The sequence below is a fragment of the Thiohalophilus sp. genome (genome assembly GCF_034521165.1).
Taxonomy (GTDB): domain Bacteria; phylum Pseudomonadota; class Gammaproteobacteria; order UBA6429; family Thiohalophilaceae; genus Thiohalophilus.
Window position 1 is genome coordinate 263,972 of record NZ_JAXHMV010000001.1, and the last position, 16,086, is coordinate 280,057.

Consider the following 16,086-nt stretch of genomic DNA (forward strand, 5'->3'; position numbering starts at 1 on the left):
TACTAAAGTTTAGTGACGCATTGACGATACCTAGGTTTGAGCCTGCCCGCTATCAGGCCTGCCGAAGGACAGAACTTACTGAATTATCCGAAAAGGAGTTAGATTGAAATGCTGATTTTGACCAGACGGGTGGGTGAAACACTCATGATTGGCGACGAAGTCACCGTGACAGTACTGGGTGTCAAGGGCAACCAGGTGCGCATCGGTGTCAATGCCCCCAAGGATGTCTCCGTCCACCGCGAAGAGATTTACGAGCGGATCAAGAGCGAAGAAGACAGCAGCGCCCAGGAGTCCGGCAGCTGAGACTTTACCTCGGCCCCCGGCCCTAGTATCCTTTGCTCCCCGGTAAAACGGGGTCCCGGAGAGATGGCCGAGTGGCTGAAGGCGCTCCCCTGCTAAGGGAGTATGGGGTTAATAGCTCCATCGAGGGTTCGAATCCCTCTCTCTCCGCCAATAATTAAAAAGGTCACCCCCAAGGGTGACCTTTTTAATTATCAGGTGATGGGAGGCCATGATGAGAACCCTTCGGTTCGACAAATCAGCAGGGACAGCCGATTTGGTCGCCGGAGCGTGAGCGACGGCGCCCGAAGGGCTCGGGGCCAGGGAAGGCCCCGAGACAATCCCTCTCTCTCCGCCATATCGAATAAAAAGGCCGCCCTGGGGGCGGCCTTTTTATTCAGTCTCTAGGTTCTAGTTACTAGGGGCTAGGTGGGGTTTGGCTTGAAACTGGTTCCGATAATCAGTATATTGCGCCTTCCCTGACGATCTGGGGTTACTAGTCACTAGCGACTAGAACCTAGCCCCTGTTCTAATGCGCCCGTAGCTCAGCTGGATAGAGTACCTGGCTACGAACCAGGCGGTCGGAGGTTCGAATCCTTCCGGGCGCGCCATATAAAACAAAAAAGGCCACCTTCGGGTGGCCTTTTTTGTTTTATCCGTTGTACCAGCCGGATACGAACCTCCGACTTCAAATGGCCGGTTCGACAAATCGGCAGGAAAGCCGATTTGGACGACACAAAGTGTCGCCCGCAGGGGCGTGAGGCCAGGGATGGCCTCACGTCAATCCTTCCGGGCGCGCCATATAACGATAAAAGCCCGCTTTATGCGGGCTTTTGTCGTTATCGGTCTTGGTACGGCGGCCCCGAAGGGGGCAGGCGGGTTTTCATCTCCCTGCGCCTGTCGGGCTGTGGGGCGTCTGTTGAGACTGACTCAGGCGCCGTGGGTTGATCTCGGTGCGCGTCGCCTGTTATTGCGGGTGATGCCGATACCGAACAGACCCAACGCCATCAGTGCGAGGGTCGCCGGTTCGGGAACGGCAGCGGGATTGAGCTCGATGGTGTCAAATGACACGTTACTGAATCCACGCAATGCCAAACCGCCCGTGGACGAGTAGCTGACGCTGGAGTTGACGGTATTGAGCAGGGTAGTACCGTCACTGTCATACAGGTTGCCGGTCACAGCGCCGCCTGTGCTCCAGATAACCTCGGCACGATACCAGCGGTTAAATGAAAATGTCTGACTCGAAATATCAAGTTCTGAGAAGCCGTATCCAAAGTTGTCCTGAAATCGTATGTCTTCGGTGTTGGGAGCAAGTACAAAACTCTGGGTTCCGTTCGCATCGGCGCCAAAGCCGAGATAGGCGCGTCCTGAATTGCCAAATCTGACCCAGGAAGAGAGTACATTACCTTCCGAGATGGAGATATCCGTGCGATAAAGCCAATCGTTTTGCAGTCCCAGATCAGTGCCCATGCCCAGCCCGAAGCTGCCGGCCTGGGCATGGCTGCCATCGACAATGCCTGTGGCTGCCAGAGAAGTACCGGTTGAGCTATATTCGGTGATGTTTCCATCCTCGAAATCGTCGATAATGACCGCCCTGGCCGATGTCAGTACCAGACCACAACACGCCATTATCGCAAGTAATTGACCGAGTTTTTTAACTTTAAAGTCCATAATATCGCGTCCTGTTATTCTTGGTTGGTTATAAGCAAGTCTGTCGACCCGGATTCCGTGTATGAACAAGATACTCAAAGCAAGATATGTGCCGCACAACCCATTTTATGACCATTTTTCCGGGAGATTAATGACACAGTTAGAGATAAACAGCATGGTTTATCTGCGAGCTGATTTAACTTTTTGAAAATATAGTGATTATTCTTTCCGGCTTACCTTCGCTCATCGCTGGACCGGTTTGTCGCTGAAATGGTGGAGGGGACTCTCTCCACAATACACTCCTCGAGCTGAATTATGAGTGTAAGTTTCTTCGACGCCGGGAGAATGGATAAGCCTGATTTATTGCTATCGACACGGTTTTGACGGCTGTTAGTAGTGGTAACGGAGTTTTATAAGGTGTTAACTATTTCGACTTTTGGGGAGCGCTTGTTTTGTACCGTGCGGCCTGTCCATCAATTTCTGTCAACCCGTTTTGAATCAGGGGATGAGTGAAGCAATACGGGGTAAGGTTGATGCAGATCAATCTCTCTCTTGCCTGCCCTGAGCAAAATGATAGGATTATCATTATGATGCGATTTCAATGGCAAATCCCGTGGTTTCTATCATTCTTCATTCTCTGGTATCCGGCCGTACTGTTTGCCGATGAATCAGAGTATGTCGAGTGGCAAGCGGTGGGCGATGCCATTCCCGAACCGCTTGGCGGATTACAGGGCGATCCGGTCCGGGGCAAGGCGGTGGTGATCGATCGCGATAGCGGTAATTGTCTGGCCTGCCATCACATGCCGATTCCCGAGGAACCCATGCACGGTACCGTTGCGCCCCCGCTCGATGGCGTCGGTTCCCGGTTGAGCGAGGGCCAGCTGCGCTTGCGAGTCGTTAACGAGCAACGGATCAATCCCAACACCATTATGCCGGCTTTGTACAAGCGGCCCGGCGAATACCATCGACCCCACCCGGCCTACAAAACCACGGTGCTTACCGCCCAGGAAGTGGAAGACGTGGTGGCTTATCTGATGACACTGAAATGAGGTGTGAGATGGTGAATCGGTTTATGCGGCTTTTACCATTTGCCCTGTTGATGTTGCCCGGCTCGCTGTTTGCACTGGAACCGCAGTCCAGTTATGAACTGCTGAGTGATGAGCTGAAAGAAATGCAGGATGATGATTTTGCCAATCCGGGCATGATGACCGTCGATCTCGGACGCGAGCTTTTCCAGAAATCGGGGTTCAATGGTAAGTCCTGCGCAACCTGTCATGGTGACAACGGGGAAAAACTCGATCCCGAGCAGATCGCGGCTTATCCAAAGTATGATTCACAACGTGGTCCGGTGACGTTACAAAGTCAGATCAATCAGTGCTATGCGGATCGGCAGGAAGAGTTTCCGATGCTTTATAATGCCGACGAGTTGATTGCGCTGGAGACCTTTGTACGTTATCTCGCCCGGGGTGAGAAGGTGAACGTGGATGTCAGTGGACCGATGCGTGAGCATTACGAAGCAGGCAAGGAGATTTTTCATACCCGTATCGGTCAACGTGATATGGCCTGCGTGCATTGTCATGAGATGTATGTTGGCCAGCGCCTGCGCGGCCAGATACTCAATCAGGCACAGATCAACGGGTTCCCGATTTACCGGATTACCGATGGCTCGATTATGAGCCTGCACGAGAAATATATCGGTTGCTATGGCACCCTGCGGGCGATGCCTTACGAGCCGGGGTCACAGGAATATATCGATCTGGAAGTGTATATGAGCGCCCGTGGCAACGGGTTGCCGATTGAAACACCGGGCGTTCGCCATTGAGGGCGGTTCACTAACGACACTTTTTGTATCCGGCCCGGGTACTGAACGAGAGGAGGGACAACGATGCTTGAACTCAATCCAGAACGGGTTTGCAACATTATTCAGCTGGCCCGCGAGTTTCATGCCAAGGAAGCGGTGGTGATTCCCGAGATGCCGAACAATCCCGGTGACGACTGGGCATTGCAGGTGCTGGCCGATCACCGGGATGATCCTGTTTACCGGGAACTGAAATACGCCATCGGGGATCTGGAACCGGATCAGCAGGCCCAGCTGCTGGCGCTCAGCTGGCTGGGCCGGGAGGATTATGCCCTGGAGGAGTGGGACGTCGCGCTGCAGACGGCCGTGGAGAATCTGCTCTCCAGCTCCCCCGAGCAGATCATTGCTATCCCCTACATCGCCGACTATCTCGAAGACGGGCTGCGCCTGCACGGTTATTCCTGTGACACGTGACTCGTTTGCTTCAGTTGTGTTCCTTGGCAGCGTTTGATTCTGGCAGCGTACTCAAAGCCCGCCGGGTCAGGATCGGTCCAAGGATTTCAAACAGGACGGTGCTGCCAATGACGACGCTGATCAGAGTTTCGGAAAATGCCGGATAGCGTTCGGCGGCGACCAGTCCCATGCCCATGGCCACGCCGGCTTGCGGCATCAGCGACAGGGCCAGCCGGTTACTTTCATTGACGGACGTATGCAGCCAGGCGCCGGCGCTCCAGGCGCCGGCAAAGCGGGAGATAATGCGCAACAGGACATAGGCGCTGCCCAGCAGGCCGATTTCCAGAAGGCTGAGCAGTTCCAGTTGCGCACCGGCCAGCACGAAGAACAGCACCAGAAAAGGGCGATCGAAATCGTCGATGACATGGAAGGGACGGGTATGATGCCGGGCCAGGTTGACGATCACCATGCCCAGAGTCATCGCGGCCAGAAACGGCGAGACCGCCAGCCAGTCGGTGAGCCCCGCGCAGAGGATCACCACGCCCAGCGCTTCGAGAATAGTCGGCTCGCCCTGCCGCAGTCGGCCGGTCAGCAATGCAGCCGGGATGCCGATGGCCAGTCCGAGCAACAACGCGCCGCCGATGTCCCAGACTCCGTGCAGAATTGATTGATAGAGGGAACCGTTGCCGGTCAACACCGCCGCTACGGCCAGCGCCACGGAAAAGATAATCAACCCCCATGCATCATCCACCGCCACGATCCCGAGCAACGTGCGGGTGATACGGTTATCCCTGTTGCTCTCGCGAATGACCTCGATGGTGGTGGCCGGGTCGGTAGCGGCCGCGATAGCGCCCAGCAGCACCGCCAGTGGGGGCGGTGTATTCAACAACAGCAGCCCGAGGATCACCCCGCCGGTCGTGAGCAGGGCAATCAGCACCGAATAGCCCATCACCGCGCGACCGTGGCGGAAGATGCCCTGGCGACTGAGTTTGCCGCCGAGCAAAAAACCGATCATGGTCAGGGCGATAGTCGTGATCAGCTCGAACCACGCTTCGCTGCGATCGGGCAGCAGATCCAGGGCACCCGGGCCGATCAAAAATCCAAATATCAGCAACAACGTCACGCGTGGCAGTCGCGTGAGCTTGCCGATGCCATCGGTGGCCATGCCCAGCAGCAACAGGGCGCCGAGGGAAATTAATAGCGTGGCGTGTTCAGACATCATCGTTAACAAGTACCGAGCATACACAGATTGCTCGTAGGGAAAAAGCCTTGAGCGGCCAGTATGGCATTTTTTTCTCAAGCCAATATACTGCTCACCGATAATTTACCCTGATAATAACAATCTGCGGGAGCGGGAGGGGATATGCGGTTAGTGAGAGACCTGGCTGTCTGGGGAGTGCTGTCTGCTATTTTTGTCGGGGGCTGCGCCACACCCACCGAGGTAATCGACCCCGCCGAGGGTCGCAAGATGCTGGAACAGGCGCTGGATGTGCCTCAGGATCGGGCGCTGATAGGGATCTATGCGCACAAGCAGAGCGGTGGCAGCGAGTTCTGGAACGCAACACGAAAACGCGGATTCACTTTATCCTCCCACGGATTATTTGCCGCAAAGGTCGCGGATGGATTCTATATTTCCCACGATCCTTCCCGGCAGAAACCATTCTTTTATACCGTTTTACCCGGCAAATATACATTGCAAGCTAGTCTCAATCAGCCCAAGAGCAAGTATGGATTTGGTAATGAAACAGTCACCACACAGCAGACAGTCGAGGTTGTGGTGAAAGCCGGCGATACTCGTTTGTTTAAATGGACCCAATACGAAAAACCGTTTCTTGAACCCATCGATGGTGCCGATGCCCGAAATGATGAATCATTGCTGATCCAGAAGGTACAGGTGATCCGCCTCGACGTAAAACAATGGGCCAATCTCAATGCCCGGTTGCTGACTCCGGTCGAATCGAACATTCCACCCGGTAATGAATGTCTGCCGAACCCACTGAAACTGCGCTGGACCAATGCGCGTTTCGAGGGGCAGGTGAGCGACTGTGGTTATGTACGGCAAGGCACTTTTACCTATGATGACGGAGGTCGGTTAACCGCGCGCTTCCCGCATGACAAGCGCGGCAAAGTTGGCGCGCTGGTTTCAATCGATGAAGGACCACGTTACCGACTTCAGCCGATCGCGCATCAACCGCTGCACAAAGCGATGCAGGCTGTTTCTCTGAGAGTGGATTATCTGAAGCTGGGAGCAATTAATAGTGGCAACCTGGTGGCAATCGACGGTGTCAGGTTGGCTCATGTTCGGCCGGACTTACCACTGCTCATCGAGATGCTGACGGGGGATCCGGGCAGCAAGGTTACCCTGACGTTTGAAAGCCAGGCACTGGGTAGCAAGGCTGATCTGGTCGTAACCCGGAGCAGTCCGGAATCAGGTTCTGGTTTGAGCATGCGGCCGAACCTCGCGCTGCCGGGTATCGACAGCCAGATCAGGTATCCCGACGGCCGTCGCTATACCGGTCCGGTGTTGTTCGGTGCCGCAAAAAAAGAGGAGGCGTTGCCACTGGCGCGCCCGCGCGATTCCGCCAGTGCCAAGCTCAAGGCGCTGAACCTGCACGGTCAGCTTATCTATGCCGACGGGCGGGGTTTTATCGGCCAGTTTGACAAGGGCCTTCCCAGTGGCGAAGGCTACTGTTTCAAGGGAAAGCGGGGCGAGGCTTGCTCGTACTGGGTGAATCCATCCAACAATACCTCGCATCAGGTATACAGTGGTGAGGAGGAGCTTGAAGCGACGGGCTACAGCTACCGTTCCGCCGAGGAAATCCGGACCGACTTTGACGGTTTGCCGCACAGCGCGGTCATCGAACTGTTGCGCAAACGCTGGGTGGATGCGCTGCTGGCAGAGGATTGGACCAACTATCTGATCCACATGACCGAACTGCAGACGCTGGGATTCGATACCGGCATGGAATCCATTTTCTATGAAGCCAGGGCGTTACAGGCCAATGGAAACACTGAGCTGGCCTACGATCGGGTGCAGAACTACATCAACCTGGCCGGATCCGCCGGCGCCAACTATGCCGAGGCGCTGGATCTCTATACCCGTCTGGAAGGCCCGGCCAGACAGGCACGCCAGCAACGTCTGGCCCGAATCGCACAGGCGCGCAAGCAGCGTCGCGCGTTCTGTGAAAAACTGATCGAACAGGGGACGCTGTTATGCGGTTGCCGGGAGTTTCGTGGGCAGCTCAAGGGCGCCGGTGCGCGTCAGTGTAAAAGCTAGCCCAGGGGATTGAGCATGACAGGGTCAAGTACAACCGTCCGGGGCCTGCTACTGGTGATGTTGCTGCTGTCGAGCCCGGTGGTGGCCCTGGCGGCACTGGTACCGTTTGTGCAGCAGTTTGAAACCCGCGAGGCGGTGACGGTGCGCTCCACGCCGGATACCGGCGCCGACGTGGTGGCGACGTTACCTGCCGGCAGCCAATTGCGTTCAAAAAAGCGCAGTTCTGACGGTCGCTGGATCCAGGTCAGGCTGCAACAGCCGGCGGTGACCGGCTACGTGCGTACCCGCCATCTGCAGCGGCGCAGCACCGCTAGCCAAAGTGACTCGCGGATCGATTTACCCGCCAACCCGCGGCCGTCGAATTACCAGAATGATCCCCTGGCCGAGGCGATCAGGAAAAAGGGCACGGCCTCGCTGGATCTGGGTGAGCTGGCCCACTCCGGCCAAATCGAGATGCAGCATGCCAAAAACGCCCGCGAACGCCAGCGCCAGCGGGAGCTGGCCGAGGCGCGCCGGCGTGCCAAGGAAGCCGAGCGTCGCCGCCGCGAGGCGGAAAAAGAACGCCAACGCCAGCGGGAACTGGCCGAGCAGCGCCGCCGCGAGCAGGAGATGGCGGCTCAACAACAATCCTCGGGCGTTGACTGGTGGAGCATCACCAACCAGGTCTTGCAGTCGACCGCCGAAATCAATCGCATCAAACAGGAGAATGCGGCCCGCACCCGGCAGCTGGCCGAACAGGCGCGGCGCGAACAGCAACGCCAGCAGCAATATCGCCAGCAACAGCAGGCCGCGCAACGGCAGGCGCAAAGTCAGCGTGAACAGTGGCAGCGCCAGCAGCAGGCCGCCGCCGAGCGGCGCCGCCAGCAAATCGCCGCACAACAGCGTCGCCAGCGGGAACAACAGCGCCTGGTCGAACAACAACGCCGCGCGAGCCAGAAGCTGCTGGCGCAAAGTGCCGGTGCGGCGTCGTCGGGTTACAGCGGTGGTGGGAGTTCTTCACCCTCCGGTTCGACAGGCACTGCTACCCGCACAGGGTCCGACAAGGGCTCGTCTTCGCGTAAAAAACAGAAGGTGTACGAACCCATGCCCGAGGTGGTCAGCAGGGAAAACTTTACCTGGTTTTCGGATCGCGATCGGGCGATCGCCAATGCCCGGCTCAAGTCGGTGAATGATATTAATGATCGCTGTAGTACCAAGGGGGCGCGATCGGACGGGCCGCGATTCAGTGATATTGAACAGGGCAATGCCCCGACCCGCTGGTCCTATGCCAATCCCGATTGCCGGCAAAACAGCAACGGCAAATGGAAATGTTCCGCCGAGGTGCGTGGCCATTGCTACCGAATGCAATAAATTCGTCGTCGGCAGCGACGATGGCGTTTATGCCATGACATGCTGGCTAGCGGCCAGTTCGCGCAATCCCGCCAGCGCCTGTTCCAGGACCGGGTGATCGCTGTGGCGCGGATAGACCATGTAGGCCGGGTGGCGGAACTCGGGTGAATCCGCCACCCGGTAAAGCTGGCCGGCTTCGATAAACGGGATGGCCATGCGCGCCGGCAGAAAACAGCTGCCGCCGTTGGTCAGGATCAACTGCACTCCCAGCCAGCCGATGTTGGCAATTTGTGGCGGCCCCTCCAGATCCGGATAGCTCTGCGCGTGGCGGGCATAAAAGCCCGGACCCCATTCGATATAGACGTAATCCTCGCCGGGGCCGGTGTCGTCGGGCCGGGTGCTGACCAGGATCAGGGTTTCGTCGAACAGCGCCTCGACCATCAGCCCGGGGCTGTGGGTCGGGGTGTACATCAGGCCGATATCCAGGCTGCCCTCGATCAGTCCGCGCATGATGTCTTCCTCGAAGCCGATATCGCTGCGAATGACTACATCCGGGGCCTGGCGGCGCATCCAGCCGACCCATTGTGGCAGATAGCCTTCCCACAGAGCGATACGCCCGCTGATCCGGATGCTGGCCCGGTAGCGTTCCGGCAGTCCCACCTCGGTGCGGGCCTGATCGGCCGTGAGCACTAACCGTTTGGCGTAGTCGAGAAACCGACGCCCGGCCGGTGTCAGGCTCGCCCCGGCCCGGTTACGCACGAACAGCCGGGCACCCAGTTCCTGTTCCAGCCGCTGCAGGCGGGCACTGACTGTGGACTGGGTCAGGTGCAACTGATGGGCTGCTTCCAGAAAACTGCCGTTGGCGGTGATGGCGAGAAACGTCCGGGCCTGTTCGATATCCATCTGCCTCTCCTTATATCGAATATGGCGATATTATACAGCAAATAATATCGTTTGACTGCATTAGATGATACTTATATCGTTTTTACTACATTAACAGCAGGCAAGAAGGAGTTCTCCGATGACGACCGCGACAGAACTGGAACGGGACAATGAAGGTTATTTGATCGATCCGGAGCAGTGGAATGAAGCCGTCGCCCGGGAACTGGCCGAGGAAGAGGGACTGGAGCTGGATGAGACCTATCTGGCGGTGCTCAATTTCATGCGCCGCTACTGGGCCGAGCATCAGGTCGCTCCGGACGTGCGCCATGTGGTGGATTATCTGGTCAAGGAGCAGGGCTTCGACAAGAAAACCGCCAAGGCCCATCTGTTCGAGCTGTTCCCCTACGGTTATGTGAAACAGGCCTGCAAGGTGGCCGGGATGATCAAGCCGCGGGCCTGGAGTACCGGCTGAGAATCGCGGCCGGTCAACGTGTTACAAGGGAGCCGGTGAGTTGTGCCTCGTCCCCGTGAAATCGCCGGTTTCCTTGTTCTTAATTATGTGCTGTGAATGGCGCCCCGAAGAGGATTCGAACCTCTGACCTTCCCCTTAGGAGGGGGATGCTCTATCCAGCTGAGCTATCGGGGCCGATGGAAAGGCGCGAAGATTGTAGCACTGCCGCAACAGGGCACCAAATCGGCCCGAATCGACAGGCCAATCTGTTGCACATATACAGCTCGATGTGAGCGGTTCGAGAGCGCTCAGGCCTTGGTAGCGATGGATTGGCGGTTCGATGCGGAGACTGTGCTGCCCGAGGCGGAGTACAGTTCCGTGTTACCGGTCTGGCCCTGAAGGATATTCAAGGCCGTTTCGGTGCGTTTGCGGTTGTGTTCGATGATGATGCCGTTGATGCGGTTTTGTTGCTCGCAGTCACGGCTGAGTTGTTCAATGTCCTGCCAGATTCGGGCTATCGGATCGGTGGTGCTGTTTTGCTGGCGGCTCAGGTAGGCCATGACGCCGCTGCGATCCAGATCCAGCCCCGCTTCGCGTAATAGCGTGACCCGTTCCTGTTCCAGATCGTCCAGCGAGGCGGTCAGGCGGCTCTTGTCCCGGGCGGCCTGTTCGATGCCCGGCCGGTCGTTATCGGACAGCGCCTGGTATTCCGCCTGCAGGGTTTCCTGCAGGGCCGTCAGGTGGGCGGCAATGTCCTTGAGAATCGGTAACAGCGTGGGATCGGCCATGGTTTGCCCTCTTAACGGCGCAACGAGGTTTCAAAGTCGATCATCTTGTCGGCGACCCGATCAGCGTCCACCCGGTATTCTCCCCGGGAGAGGGCGTCTTTGACCTGATTGACCCGATCCTGGTTGACCGGGGCATCGCTGCCGATACTGCGTTCGATGTCCTTGAGCTTGCTGGCCGTGCTGGTCAGGCTGACCTTGTCACTGCCCTCATTCCCGTTCTGGTTCTGTTCCGAAGTCGATGAACGGGCCTCGCTTTTGACACGCTCGGCAATATCCCTGGCGGCCTGCTGGGGCCGGTTGGTGTTAATGCTGTTGATGTCGTTCGCCATGGTTCACTCCTGCCTTATCCGATTGGCGTCCATTTTCGGCATTTCTTTAGCGCCGGACTCAAAAAACAGACGTTTCAAATGGTTACTTTCACCTTCCCGGGACCGACCACTGTCGCCTGCAGCTCTTCTTTGCTGCGCAGGTTGCGGACCCGGATTTTTTTGCCCTCGGTACCGTCCATCAGCGCCTTGCCCTTGACGTGAATGGTCAGGTTCCCGGCCCGGGCGATAATCGTGATTTCGTCGCCGCGGCGCACCAGCCGGGGGCGGGCGACACTGGCCGGATTCAGGACCCGGGCCTGGCGGACACTGCGTTGCAATACCTGGCCTGCGATCTCGGCCGGGCGGCGATAATAGCCCCGATTCAGGCGTGAGATCTCCCGGCGTTCGGCACGCACATCGTCGCTCGACAGGCGGGTACCACGTGGCAAATTGCGCACCGCCACCAGGACCTCGGCAAAACGGCGAATACTCACCGGGACATGAATCTTCCAGCCATTGCGGCCCCGGCACTCGGTTATGAGCGTGGTATAACCGCTCTGGCGACCGCCCGGCGGGAAACCGACCCGCAGGGGCTCGTCACAAGCCGCCAGCCTCAACCGGGGATCCAGCTGGTTGATGGTGTAATCCAGATCCTTGCCCGGCGGGCCGAATTGTTCCTGTAAATAGGCTTCCACAGCCTGGCGGATTGCGGCAGAATCGCTGCTGGCCGCCCAGCCCGAGGTATTCAGTCCCGACAACAACAGCAGCATCAGCGCCACAAAACCGGCACGCGCGGCGGCGCCGGCAGTGACTTGCCGGGGGGGCGCCGTTGCCGGGCGTTGTAAGCGGGGCGCCCGTAATGTGGTAAGGAATCTGAAAATCATAACAATTACAATGTCTTGTCCTGATGAAATAGACCGCCGGCCGGAACCGGTCCGCCGCCTGACCGGGCCGAAGAACGGCTAGCGTGACGGGCAACAGGTATGATGCAAGCCGCATGCCATGACAGGAATTCAACCGGGAGAAGGCTCGCCGCCTCAAGGATACGGGTAGCGGGCCGATATATCCGAAGATACAGGAACTTACGAACTCAAGGGTGATTTATGGCGGGCTTGCTCGACGGCGTGGACCAACGAACCAATCTGGTGGGAGAAAACCGACTGGAACTGCTGATGTTCCGGCTGGGCGGCCGGCAGCGTTACGGCATCAATGTCTTCAAGATTCATGAAGTGATTCAATGCCCACCGCTGAACCGGATGGTGCATAGCAATCCCATGGTGTGCGGTATCACGCATCTGCGTGGGCGGACGATACCCGTCATCGATCTGGCCAAGGCAATCGGTAAACGGGGTGTGGACAAGTGCGAGGACGCGTTTGTTATCGTGACCGAGTATAACCGCTCAATCCAGGGTTTTCTGGTCAGTAATGTCGAGCGCATCATCAATCTCAACTGGGAAGAGATCAAGGCGCCACCGAGTGGGCTGGGCAAGAACAGTTACATGACGGCCGTGACACATGTGGAAGATGACATGGTCGAAATCATCGATGTCGAAAAAGTCCTGGCCGATCTGGTGGGTACCCTCGCCGAACTCGACAAACCCGAGCAGTATCGGGGCGGTTCGCAACAACCGGTGCGGATACTGGTCGTGGATGATTCCAGCGTGGCCCGTAACCAGATCACCCGCACCCTGGAACAGATGGGGATGCAGCCGATCGTTGGTAAAAACGGTCGCGAAGGGTTGCAGTTATTAAAAGACATGCTTGGCTCGGGGCAGCTGGTCGATGCCGTGATCTCGGATGTGGAAATGCCGGAAATGGATGGGTATACCCTGACGCAGGAGATTCGACAAAATGAACAATTGCGTCAACTGCCGGTATTGCTGCATACCTCATTAAGTGGTGTCTTCAACAATGCCATGATCAAAAAAGTCGGGGCCGATAAATTCGTGCCAAAATTCCAGGCGGATGAGCTGGCGAAAGAAGTCGTCAACCTGTTGCAGGAAAAGCAAATACTCTGAGTTTGCACCTGATTGCCACGAGAAACCGAGCCAAGTGAGCCAGCCCTTGTTGTCCAAAGAGGAATATGATGCATTCCGTCATTTTCTGGAAGAGTCCTGCGGCATTGTACTGGGTGATAACAAGCATTACCTGGTCACCAGCCGACTCAACCGGCTGACCGAGGAGTTTTCGTTCGACTCGCTCAGTAAAATGCTCGAGGCCCTGCGTCAGAACAAAAACCAGGTACTGCGCGAGCGCATCATCGATGCGATGACTACCAACGAGACCAGCTGGTTTCGGGACATCTATCCGTTTGAAATACTCAAAAAAGACCTGCTTCCCGAGCTCGCCGCACAAAAACCCAATCCGCTGCGTATCTGGTCGGCGGCCAGCTCCTATGGCCAGGAAGCCTTTTCCATCGCCATCGCTATCAAGGAATTTCAGCAAAATCGCCCCGGTGTCTGGAACGGTAATACGGACATCCTGGGCACCGATATTTCCCCGACCGTGATCCGGATCGCCCGTGATGCCAAATATGACGAACTCAGCCTCGGGCGCGGCCTGAGCGCGGAACGCCGGCAGCGCTATTTCACCGATAACGGCGACGGCGGCTGGACCGTCAAGCCGGAAATCCGCAACATGGCGCGGTTCAGCGAGATGAATCTGCTCAAGAGTTTCAGCAATCTTGGCAAGTTCGATCTGATATTCTGCCGCAACGTGTTGATTTACTTCTCTTCACCGATCAAGACCGACATCCTCAATCGCATGACCCAGGTACTCAAACCGGGCGGCTACCTGTTTCTCGGCGGTTCCGAATCCCCCACCGGTTACAGCCAGGCCTACGAAATGTGCCGCTTCCCCGACGGTGTCGTCTACCGCCTCAAGGAAAACTGGAAAGCCTGAACCGCTTTATCAAAAGTGGTGGAAGAAACGCAAAGGACGCGGAGTCGCAGAGGACGCAAAGTAAAGCCTTTTAGTTACTCATCAGAGATTTGGATGCCTGTTTGGGGTGCTGCGCATTCCCCGGGTTCCCGCAACTAAACACAAGTATTACTTCGCGTTCTTTGCGTCTTTGCGTTCTCCGCGTTATTTCCAGTGAACCAGAAAAAGTGATTGTCTGCCGGTTTGGCCAGGGTTTGCCGCCGGCAAGCGTGGGTTGCCTCCCCTCTGATACCCCAAGTTGTTGTTTTTTATAGCCATAAAAATATGGCACGGCAGTTGCAATATTCGGGCTGTACAGCAACGGCAACAACGGATAGCAACCATGCCAATGAATTTTGACAGTGTACTGGGAATCCACGAGACGGCCCTGAATCTGCAGGCGAAGCGGGCCGAGCTGCTCGGCGCCAACCTCGCCAATTCGGACACACCCGGTTACAAGGCGCGCGATATTGATTTTCGTGCTGCCCTGCGGGATGCCCAGGAGCTGGGCACTAATGCCGGCCCGATGCAGGCGACCAGCCGGCGCCATATGCAGCCGGAGAATTACCAGATGGGGGCGCAGGTTATGTACCGCCAGCCGTTGCAGCCCTCGCTGGATGGTAACACTGTCGAGAGCGAGGTCGAGATGGGCGCGTTTTCCGAGAATTCTATGCGTTACATGTTCTCGTTGCAGATAGTCAATGGTCGTTTGCAAAAACTAATCACCGCGTTCAAGGGAGGCCAGTAAACCATGTCGCTGTTTAATATTTTCGATACCGCCGGAACCGCGCTGAACGCCCAGTCACTTCGGCTGAATACCACTTCCAGTAACCTGGCCAATGCCAACAGTGTCAGCAGCAGCACCGGTGAAACCTATCGAGCGCGTCACCCCGTATTCGCGCCAATCATGAAACAGCTGGGCGGCGATGGCAGCAGTGTTGGTGTGCAGGTGAAGGGCGTGGTGGAGAGCCAGGAGCCGCTGAGGATGGAATACAACCCAGAGCATCCGATGGCCAATGAAGAAGGTTATATCTTTTTGCCCAATGTCAATGTGGTGGAAGAGATGGCCAACATGATTTCGGCATCCCGTTCTTATCAGACCAATGTCGAAGTCATGAATTCCGCCAAACAGATGATGATGCGTACCCTTTCAATGGGTCAGTAATTAATTCGGAGACAGCATAATGGACAGTATCAACAAGGGTAATGCCACCTCCTTTGAAAGCCTGGGGCTGACTCAGCCTAAAAAGCCGGCACCGGGGCAGGCAAACGGAAATGCTGACACAGGTTCGCAGATCAGCGGCAAGCAGTCTGATCTGGGGCAGGAAGACTTCATGAAATTGATGCTGACCAAAATGAATCAGCAGGATCCGTTCAAGCCGATGGAAGACGGGGAGTTCCTGAGCCAGATGGCGCAATTCAGTGCGGTCAGTGGCCTCAAGGACATCAAGGAATCATTCAGTACGCTGAGCGATTCCCTCAAGTCGAATCATGCCCTGCAGGCATCGAGCATGGTGGGGCGCAAGGTAATGATACCGGGGGACAAGGCTGTATTGCCCGAAGGCGGTGAACTCAAGGGTGCGGTGGATCTGCCTACCAGCACCGGCGACCTGAAGATATCCTTTTATGACGCCAGTGGTGAGCTGGCTCATACCATTAACAAAGGCAGCCAGAACCAGGGCATGGTGAATTTTAGCTGGGACGGCAAGGCTGGCGCCTCCGATGCCGGTGAGAATCCTTCACTGGCACAACAGAATCCGGCCGGGACCTATACAGTCAAGGCCGAGATGGTGGTCGACGGCAAAACACAGTCTGTTGATCCCATGGTCATGGACAATGTCGAGAGTGTTTCTATCGGGAAACAGGGACAGGGTATTACTTTAAATCTTGCGAACGCCGGCTCGAAGAGCATGAGTGACGTTCGGGAAATTATGTAACGAATTCCACACAGG

General features: G+C 56.7%; 18 protein-coding genes and 3 tRNA genes. 14 read left to right on the forward strand and 7 right to left on the reverse strand.

Features of this window, described 5'->3' with window-relative positions; all coding sequences use genetic code 11:
* Window positions 1-108 precede the first annotated feature (108 nt).
* The 3 genes from csrA (at window position 109) to U5K34_RS01270 (ending at window position 890) form a co-directional block, all read left to right on the forward strand.
* Entirely contained in the window at window positions 109-303 is a 195-nt protein-coding gene (gene csrA / locus U5K34_RS01260) for a carbon storage regulator CsrA (protein WP_322566723.1), read from the forward strand.
* Between the two features lie 57 nt (window positions 304-360).
* A tRNA-Ser gene (locus U5K34_RS01265) sits at window positions 361-453 on the forward strand.
* A 360-nt stretch (window positions 454-813) separates the two neighbouring features.
* Window positions 814-890 (forward strand) — tRNA-Arg (locus tag U5K34_RS01270).
* Between the two features lie 319 nt (window positions 891-1,209).
* On the opposite strand, the gene U5K34_RS01275 is transcribed toward U5K34_RS01270, so the two are convergent.
* Entirely contained in the window at window positions 1,210-1,950 is a 741-nt protein-coding gene (locus tag U5K34_RS01275) for a PEP-CTERM sorting domain-containing protein (protein ID WP_322566724.1), read from the reverse strand.
* 566 nt (window positions 1,951-2,516) lie between these two features.
* Between U5K34_RS01275 and soxX the strand changes: the two genes are divergently transcribed.
* From soxX to U5K34_RS01290, 3 genes are all read left to right on the forward strand, one after another.
* Window positions 2,517-2,978: a sulfur oxidation c-type cytochrome SoxX gene (soxX, locus tag U5K34_RS01280; protein ID WP_322566725.1), complete on the forward strand. Its 462-nt coding sequence runs from the start codon at window positions 2,517-2,519 to the stop codon at window positions 2,976-2,978.
* A 23-nt stretch (window positions 2,979-3,001) separates the two neighbouring features.
* The gene (gene soxA / locus U5K34_RS01285) at window positions 3,002-3,751 is read left to right on the forward strand and encodes a sulfur oxidation c-type cytochrome SoxA (protein WP_322566726.1); all 750 of its coding nucleotides are present in this window, start codon (window positions 3,002-3,004) and stop codon (window positions 3,749-3,751) included.
* Window positions 3,752-3,814: 63 nt separating this feature from the next.
* Complete coding sequence (locus U5K34_RS01290; RefSeq protein WP_322566727.1) at window positions 3,815-4,201, forward strand: DUF3775 domain-containing protein; 387 nt, start codon at window positions 3,815-3,817, stop codon at window positions 4,199-4,201.
* Between the two features lie 10 nt (window positions 4,202-4,211).
* On the opposite strand, the gene U5K34_RS01295 is transcribed toward U5K34_RS01290, so the two are convergent.
* Complete coding sequence (locus tag U5K34_RS01295) at window positions 4,212-5,402, reverse strand: cation:proton antiporter (RefSeq protein ID WP_322566728.1); 1,191 nt, start codon at window positions 5,400-5,402, stop codon at window positions 4,212-4,214.
* A gap of 141 nt (window positions 5,403-5,543) precedes the next feature.
* Here U5K34_RS01295 and U5K34_RS01300 point away from each other — a divergent pair, with 141 nt between their 5' ends.
* A complete protein-coding gene (locus tag U5K34_RS01300) occupies window positions 5,544-7,457 on the forward strand; it encodes a hypothetical protein (protein ID WP_322566729.1) in 1,914 nt (637 codons plus the stop codon).
* A 15-nt stretch (window positions 7,458-7,472) separates the two neighbouring features.
* A complete protein-coding gene (locus U5K34_RS01305; protein WP_322566730.1) occupies window positions 7,473-8,807 on the forward strand; it encodes an SH3 domain-containing protein in 1,335 nt (444 codons plus the stop codon).
* A 27-nt stretch (window positions 8,808-8,834) separates the two neighbouring features.
* On the opposite strand, the gene U5K34_RS01310 is transcribed toward U5K34_RS01305, so the two are convergent.
* Complete coding sequence (locus U5K34_RS01310) at window positions 8,835-9,689, reverse strand: LysR family transcriptional regulator (protein ID WP_322566731.1); 855 nt, start codon at window positions 9,687-9,689, stop codon at window positions 8,835-8,837.
* 118 nt (window positions 9,690-9,807) lie between these two features.
* Here U5K34_RS01310 and U5K34_RS01315 point away from each other — a divergent pair, with 118 nt between their 5' ends.
* The gene (locus tag U5K34_RS01315) at window positions 9,808-10,140 is read left to right on the forward strand and encodes a TusE/DsrC/DsvC family sulfur relay protein (RefSeq protein WP_322566732.1); all 333 of its coding nucleotides are present in this window, start codon (window positions 9,808-9,810) and stop codon (window positions 10,138-10,140) included.
* A 97-nt stretch (window positions 10,141-10,237) separates the two neighbouring features.
* Here U5K34_RS01315 and U5K34_RS01320 read toward each other — a convergent pair.
* The 4 genes from U5K34_RS01320 to flgA all read right to left on the reverse strand — a co-directional run bounded on the left by U5K34_RS01320 (window position 10,238) and on the right by flgA (window position 12,099).
* Window positions 10,238-10,314, reverse strand: a tRNA-Arg gene (locus U5K34_RS01320).
* 113 nt (window positions 10,315-10,427) lie between these two features.
* The gene (locus tag U5K34_RS01325) at window positions 10,428-10,907 is read right to left on the reverse strand and encodes a flagellar protein FlgN (protein ID WP_322566733.1); all 480 of its coding nucleotides are present in this window, start codon (window positions 10,905-10,907) and stop codon (window positions 10,428-10,430) included.
* Window positions 10,908-10,918: 11 nt separating this feature from the next.
* Window positions 10,919-11,236, reverse strand: coding sequence for a flagellar biosynthesis anti-sigma factor FlgM (gene flgM / locus U5K34_RS01330; RefSeq protein ID WP_322566734.1), 318 nt, complete (start codon window positions 11,234-11,236; stop codon window positions 10,919-10,921).
* A 74-nt stretch (window positions 11,237-11,310) separates the two neighbouring features.
* A complete protein-coding gene (gene flgA, locus U5K34_RS01335) occupies window positions 11,311-12,099 on the reverse strand; it encodes a flagellar basal body P-ring formation chaperone FlgA (protein ID WP_322566735.1) in 789 nt (262 codons plus the stop codon).
* A 219-nt stretch (window positions 12,100-12,318) separates the two neighbouring features.
* Here flgA and U5K34_RS01340 point away from each other — a divergent pair, with 219 nt between their 5' ends.
* From U5K34_RS01340 to U5K34_RS01360, 5 genes are all read left to right on the forward strand, one after another.
* Window positions 12,319-13,233 (forward strand): chemotaxis protein, encoded by a 915-nt coding sequence (locus U5K34_RS01340; RefSeq protein ID WP_322566736.1) that lies wholly within the window; start codon window positions 12,319-12,321, stop codon window positions 13,231-13,233.
* A 34-nt stretch (window positions 13,234-13,267) separates the two neighbouring features.
* On the forward strand, window positions 13,268-14,116 hold the full coding sequence (locus tag U5K34_RS01345; protein ID WP_322566737.1) for a protein-glutamate O-methyltransferase CheR: 849 nt from the start codon (window positions 13,268-13,270) through the stop codon (window positions 14,114-14,116).
* 361 nt (window positions 14,117-14,477) lie between these two features.
* Window positions 14,478-14,882: a flagellar basal body rod protein FlgB gene (gene flgB, locus U5K34_RS01350; protein WP_322566738.1), complete on the forward strand. Its 405-nt coding sequence runs from the start codon at window positions 14,478-14,480 to the stop codon at window positions 14,880-14,882.
* Window positions 14,883-14,885: 3 nt separating this feature from the next.
* Window positions 14,886-15,299: a flagellar basal body rod protein FlgC gene (flgC, locus tag U5K34_RS01355; RefSeq protein ID WP_322566739.1), complete on the forward strand. Its 414-nt coding sequence runs from the start codon at window positions 14,886-14,888 to the stop codon at window positions 15,297-15,299.
* Between the two features lie 19 nt (window positions 15,300-15,318).
* Window positions 15,319-16,071 carry a flagellar hook assembly protein FlgD gene (locus U5K34_RS01360; RefSeq protein WP_322566740.1) on the forward strand — a complete coding sequence of 251 codons (753 nt, stop codon included), beginning with the start codon at window positions 15,319-15,321 and terminating at the stop codon, window positions 16,069-16,071.
* Window positions 16,072-16,086: the final 15 nt, after the last annotated feature.

Excerpts from the sequence above, each read along its gene's own strand:
- csrA (WP_322566723.1), top strand. The coding sequence starts at position 109 with ATGCTGATTTTGACCAGACGGGTGGGTGAAACACTCATGATTGGCGAC.
- U5K34_RS01275 (WP_322566724.1), bottom strand. The coding sequence starts at position 1,950 with ATGGACTTTAAAGTTAAAAAACTCGGTCAATTACTTGCGATAATGGCG.
- soxX (WP_322566725.1), top strand. The coding sequence starts at position 2,517 with ATGATGCGATTTCAATGGCAAATCCCGTGGTTTCTATCATTCTTCATT.
- soxA (WP_322566726.1), top strand. The coding sequence starts at position 3,002 with ATGCGGCTTTTACCATTTGCCCTGTTGATGTTGCCCGGCTCGCTGTTT.
- U5K34_RS01290 (WP_322566727.1), top strand. The coding sequence starts at position 3,815 with ATGCTTGAACTCAATCCAGAACGGGTTTGCAACATTATTCAGCTGGCC.
- U5K34_RS01295 (WP_322566728.1), bottom strand. The coding sequence starts at position 5,402 with ATGATGTCTGAACACGCCACGCTATTAATTTCCCTCGGCGCCCTGTTG.
- U5K34_RS01300 (WP_322566729.1), top strand. The coding sequence starts at position 5,544 with ATGCGGTTAGTGAGAGACCTGGCTGTCTGGGGAGTGCTGTCTGCTATT.
- U5K34_RS01305 (WP_322566730.1), top strand. The coding sequence starts at position 7,473 with ATGACAGGGTCAAGTACAACCGTCCGGGGCCTGCTACTGGTGATGTTG.
- U5K34_RS01310 (WP_322566731.1), bottom strand. The coding sequence starts at position 9,689 with ATGGATATCGAACAGGCCCGGACGTTTCTCGCCATCACCGCCAACGGC.
- U5K34_RS01315 (WP_322566732.1), top strand. The coding sequence starts at position 9,808 with ATGACGACCGCGACAGAACTGGAACGGGACAATGAAGGTTATTTGATC.
- U5K34_RS01325 (WP_322566733.1), bottom strand. The coding sequence starts at position 10,907 with ATGGCCGATCCCACGCTGTTACCGATTCTCAAGGACATTGCCGCCCAC.
- flgM (WP_322566734.1), bottom strand. The coding sequence starts at position 11,236 with ATGGCGAACGACATCAACAGCATTAACACCAACCGGCCCCAGCAGGCC.
- flgA (WP_322566735.1), bottom strand. The coding sequence starts at position 12,099 with ATGATTTTCAGATTCCTTACCACATTACGGGCGCCCCGCTTACAACGC.
- U5K34_RS01340 (WP_322566736.1), top strand. The coding sequence starts at position 12,319 with ATGGCGGGCTTGCTCGACGGCGTGGACCAACGAACCAATCTGGTGGGA.
- flgB (WP_322566738.1), top strand. The coding sequence starts at position 14,478 with ATGCCAATGAATTTTGACAGTGTACTGGGAATCCACGAGACGGCCCTG.
- flgC (WP_322566739.1), top strand. The coding sequence starts at position 14,886 with ATGTCGCTGTTTAATATTTTCGATACCGCCGGAACCGCGCTGAACGCC.
- U5K34_RS01360 (WP_322566740.1), top strand. The coding sequence starts at position 15,319 with ATGGACAGTATCAACAAGGGTAATGCCACCTCCTTTGAAAGCCTGGGG.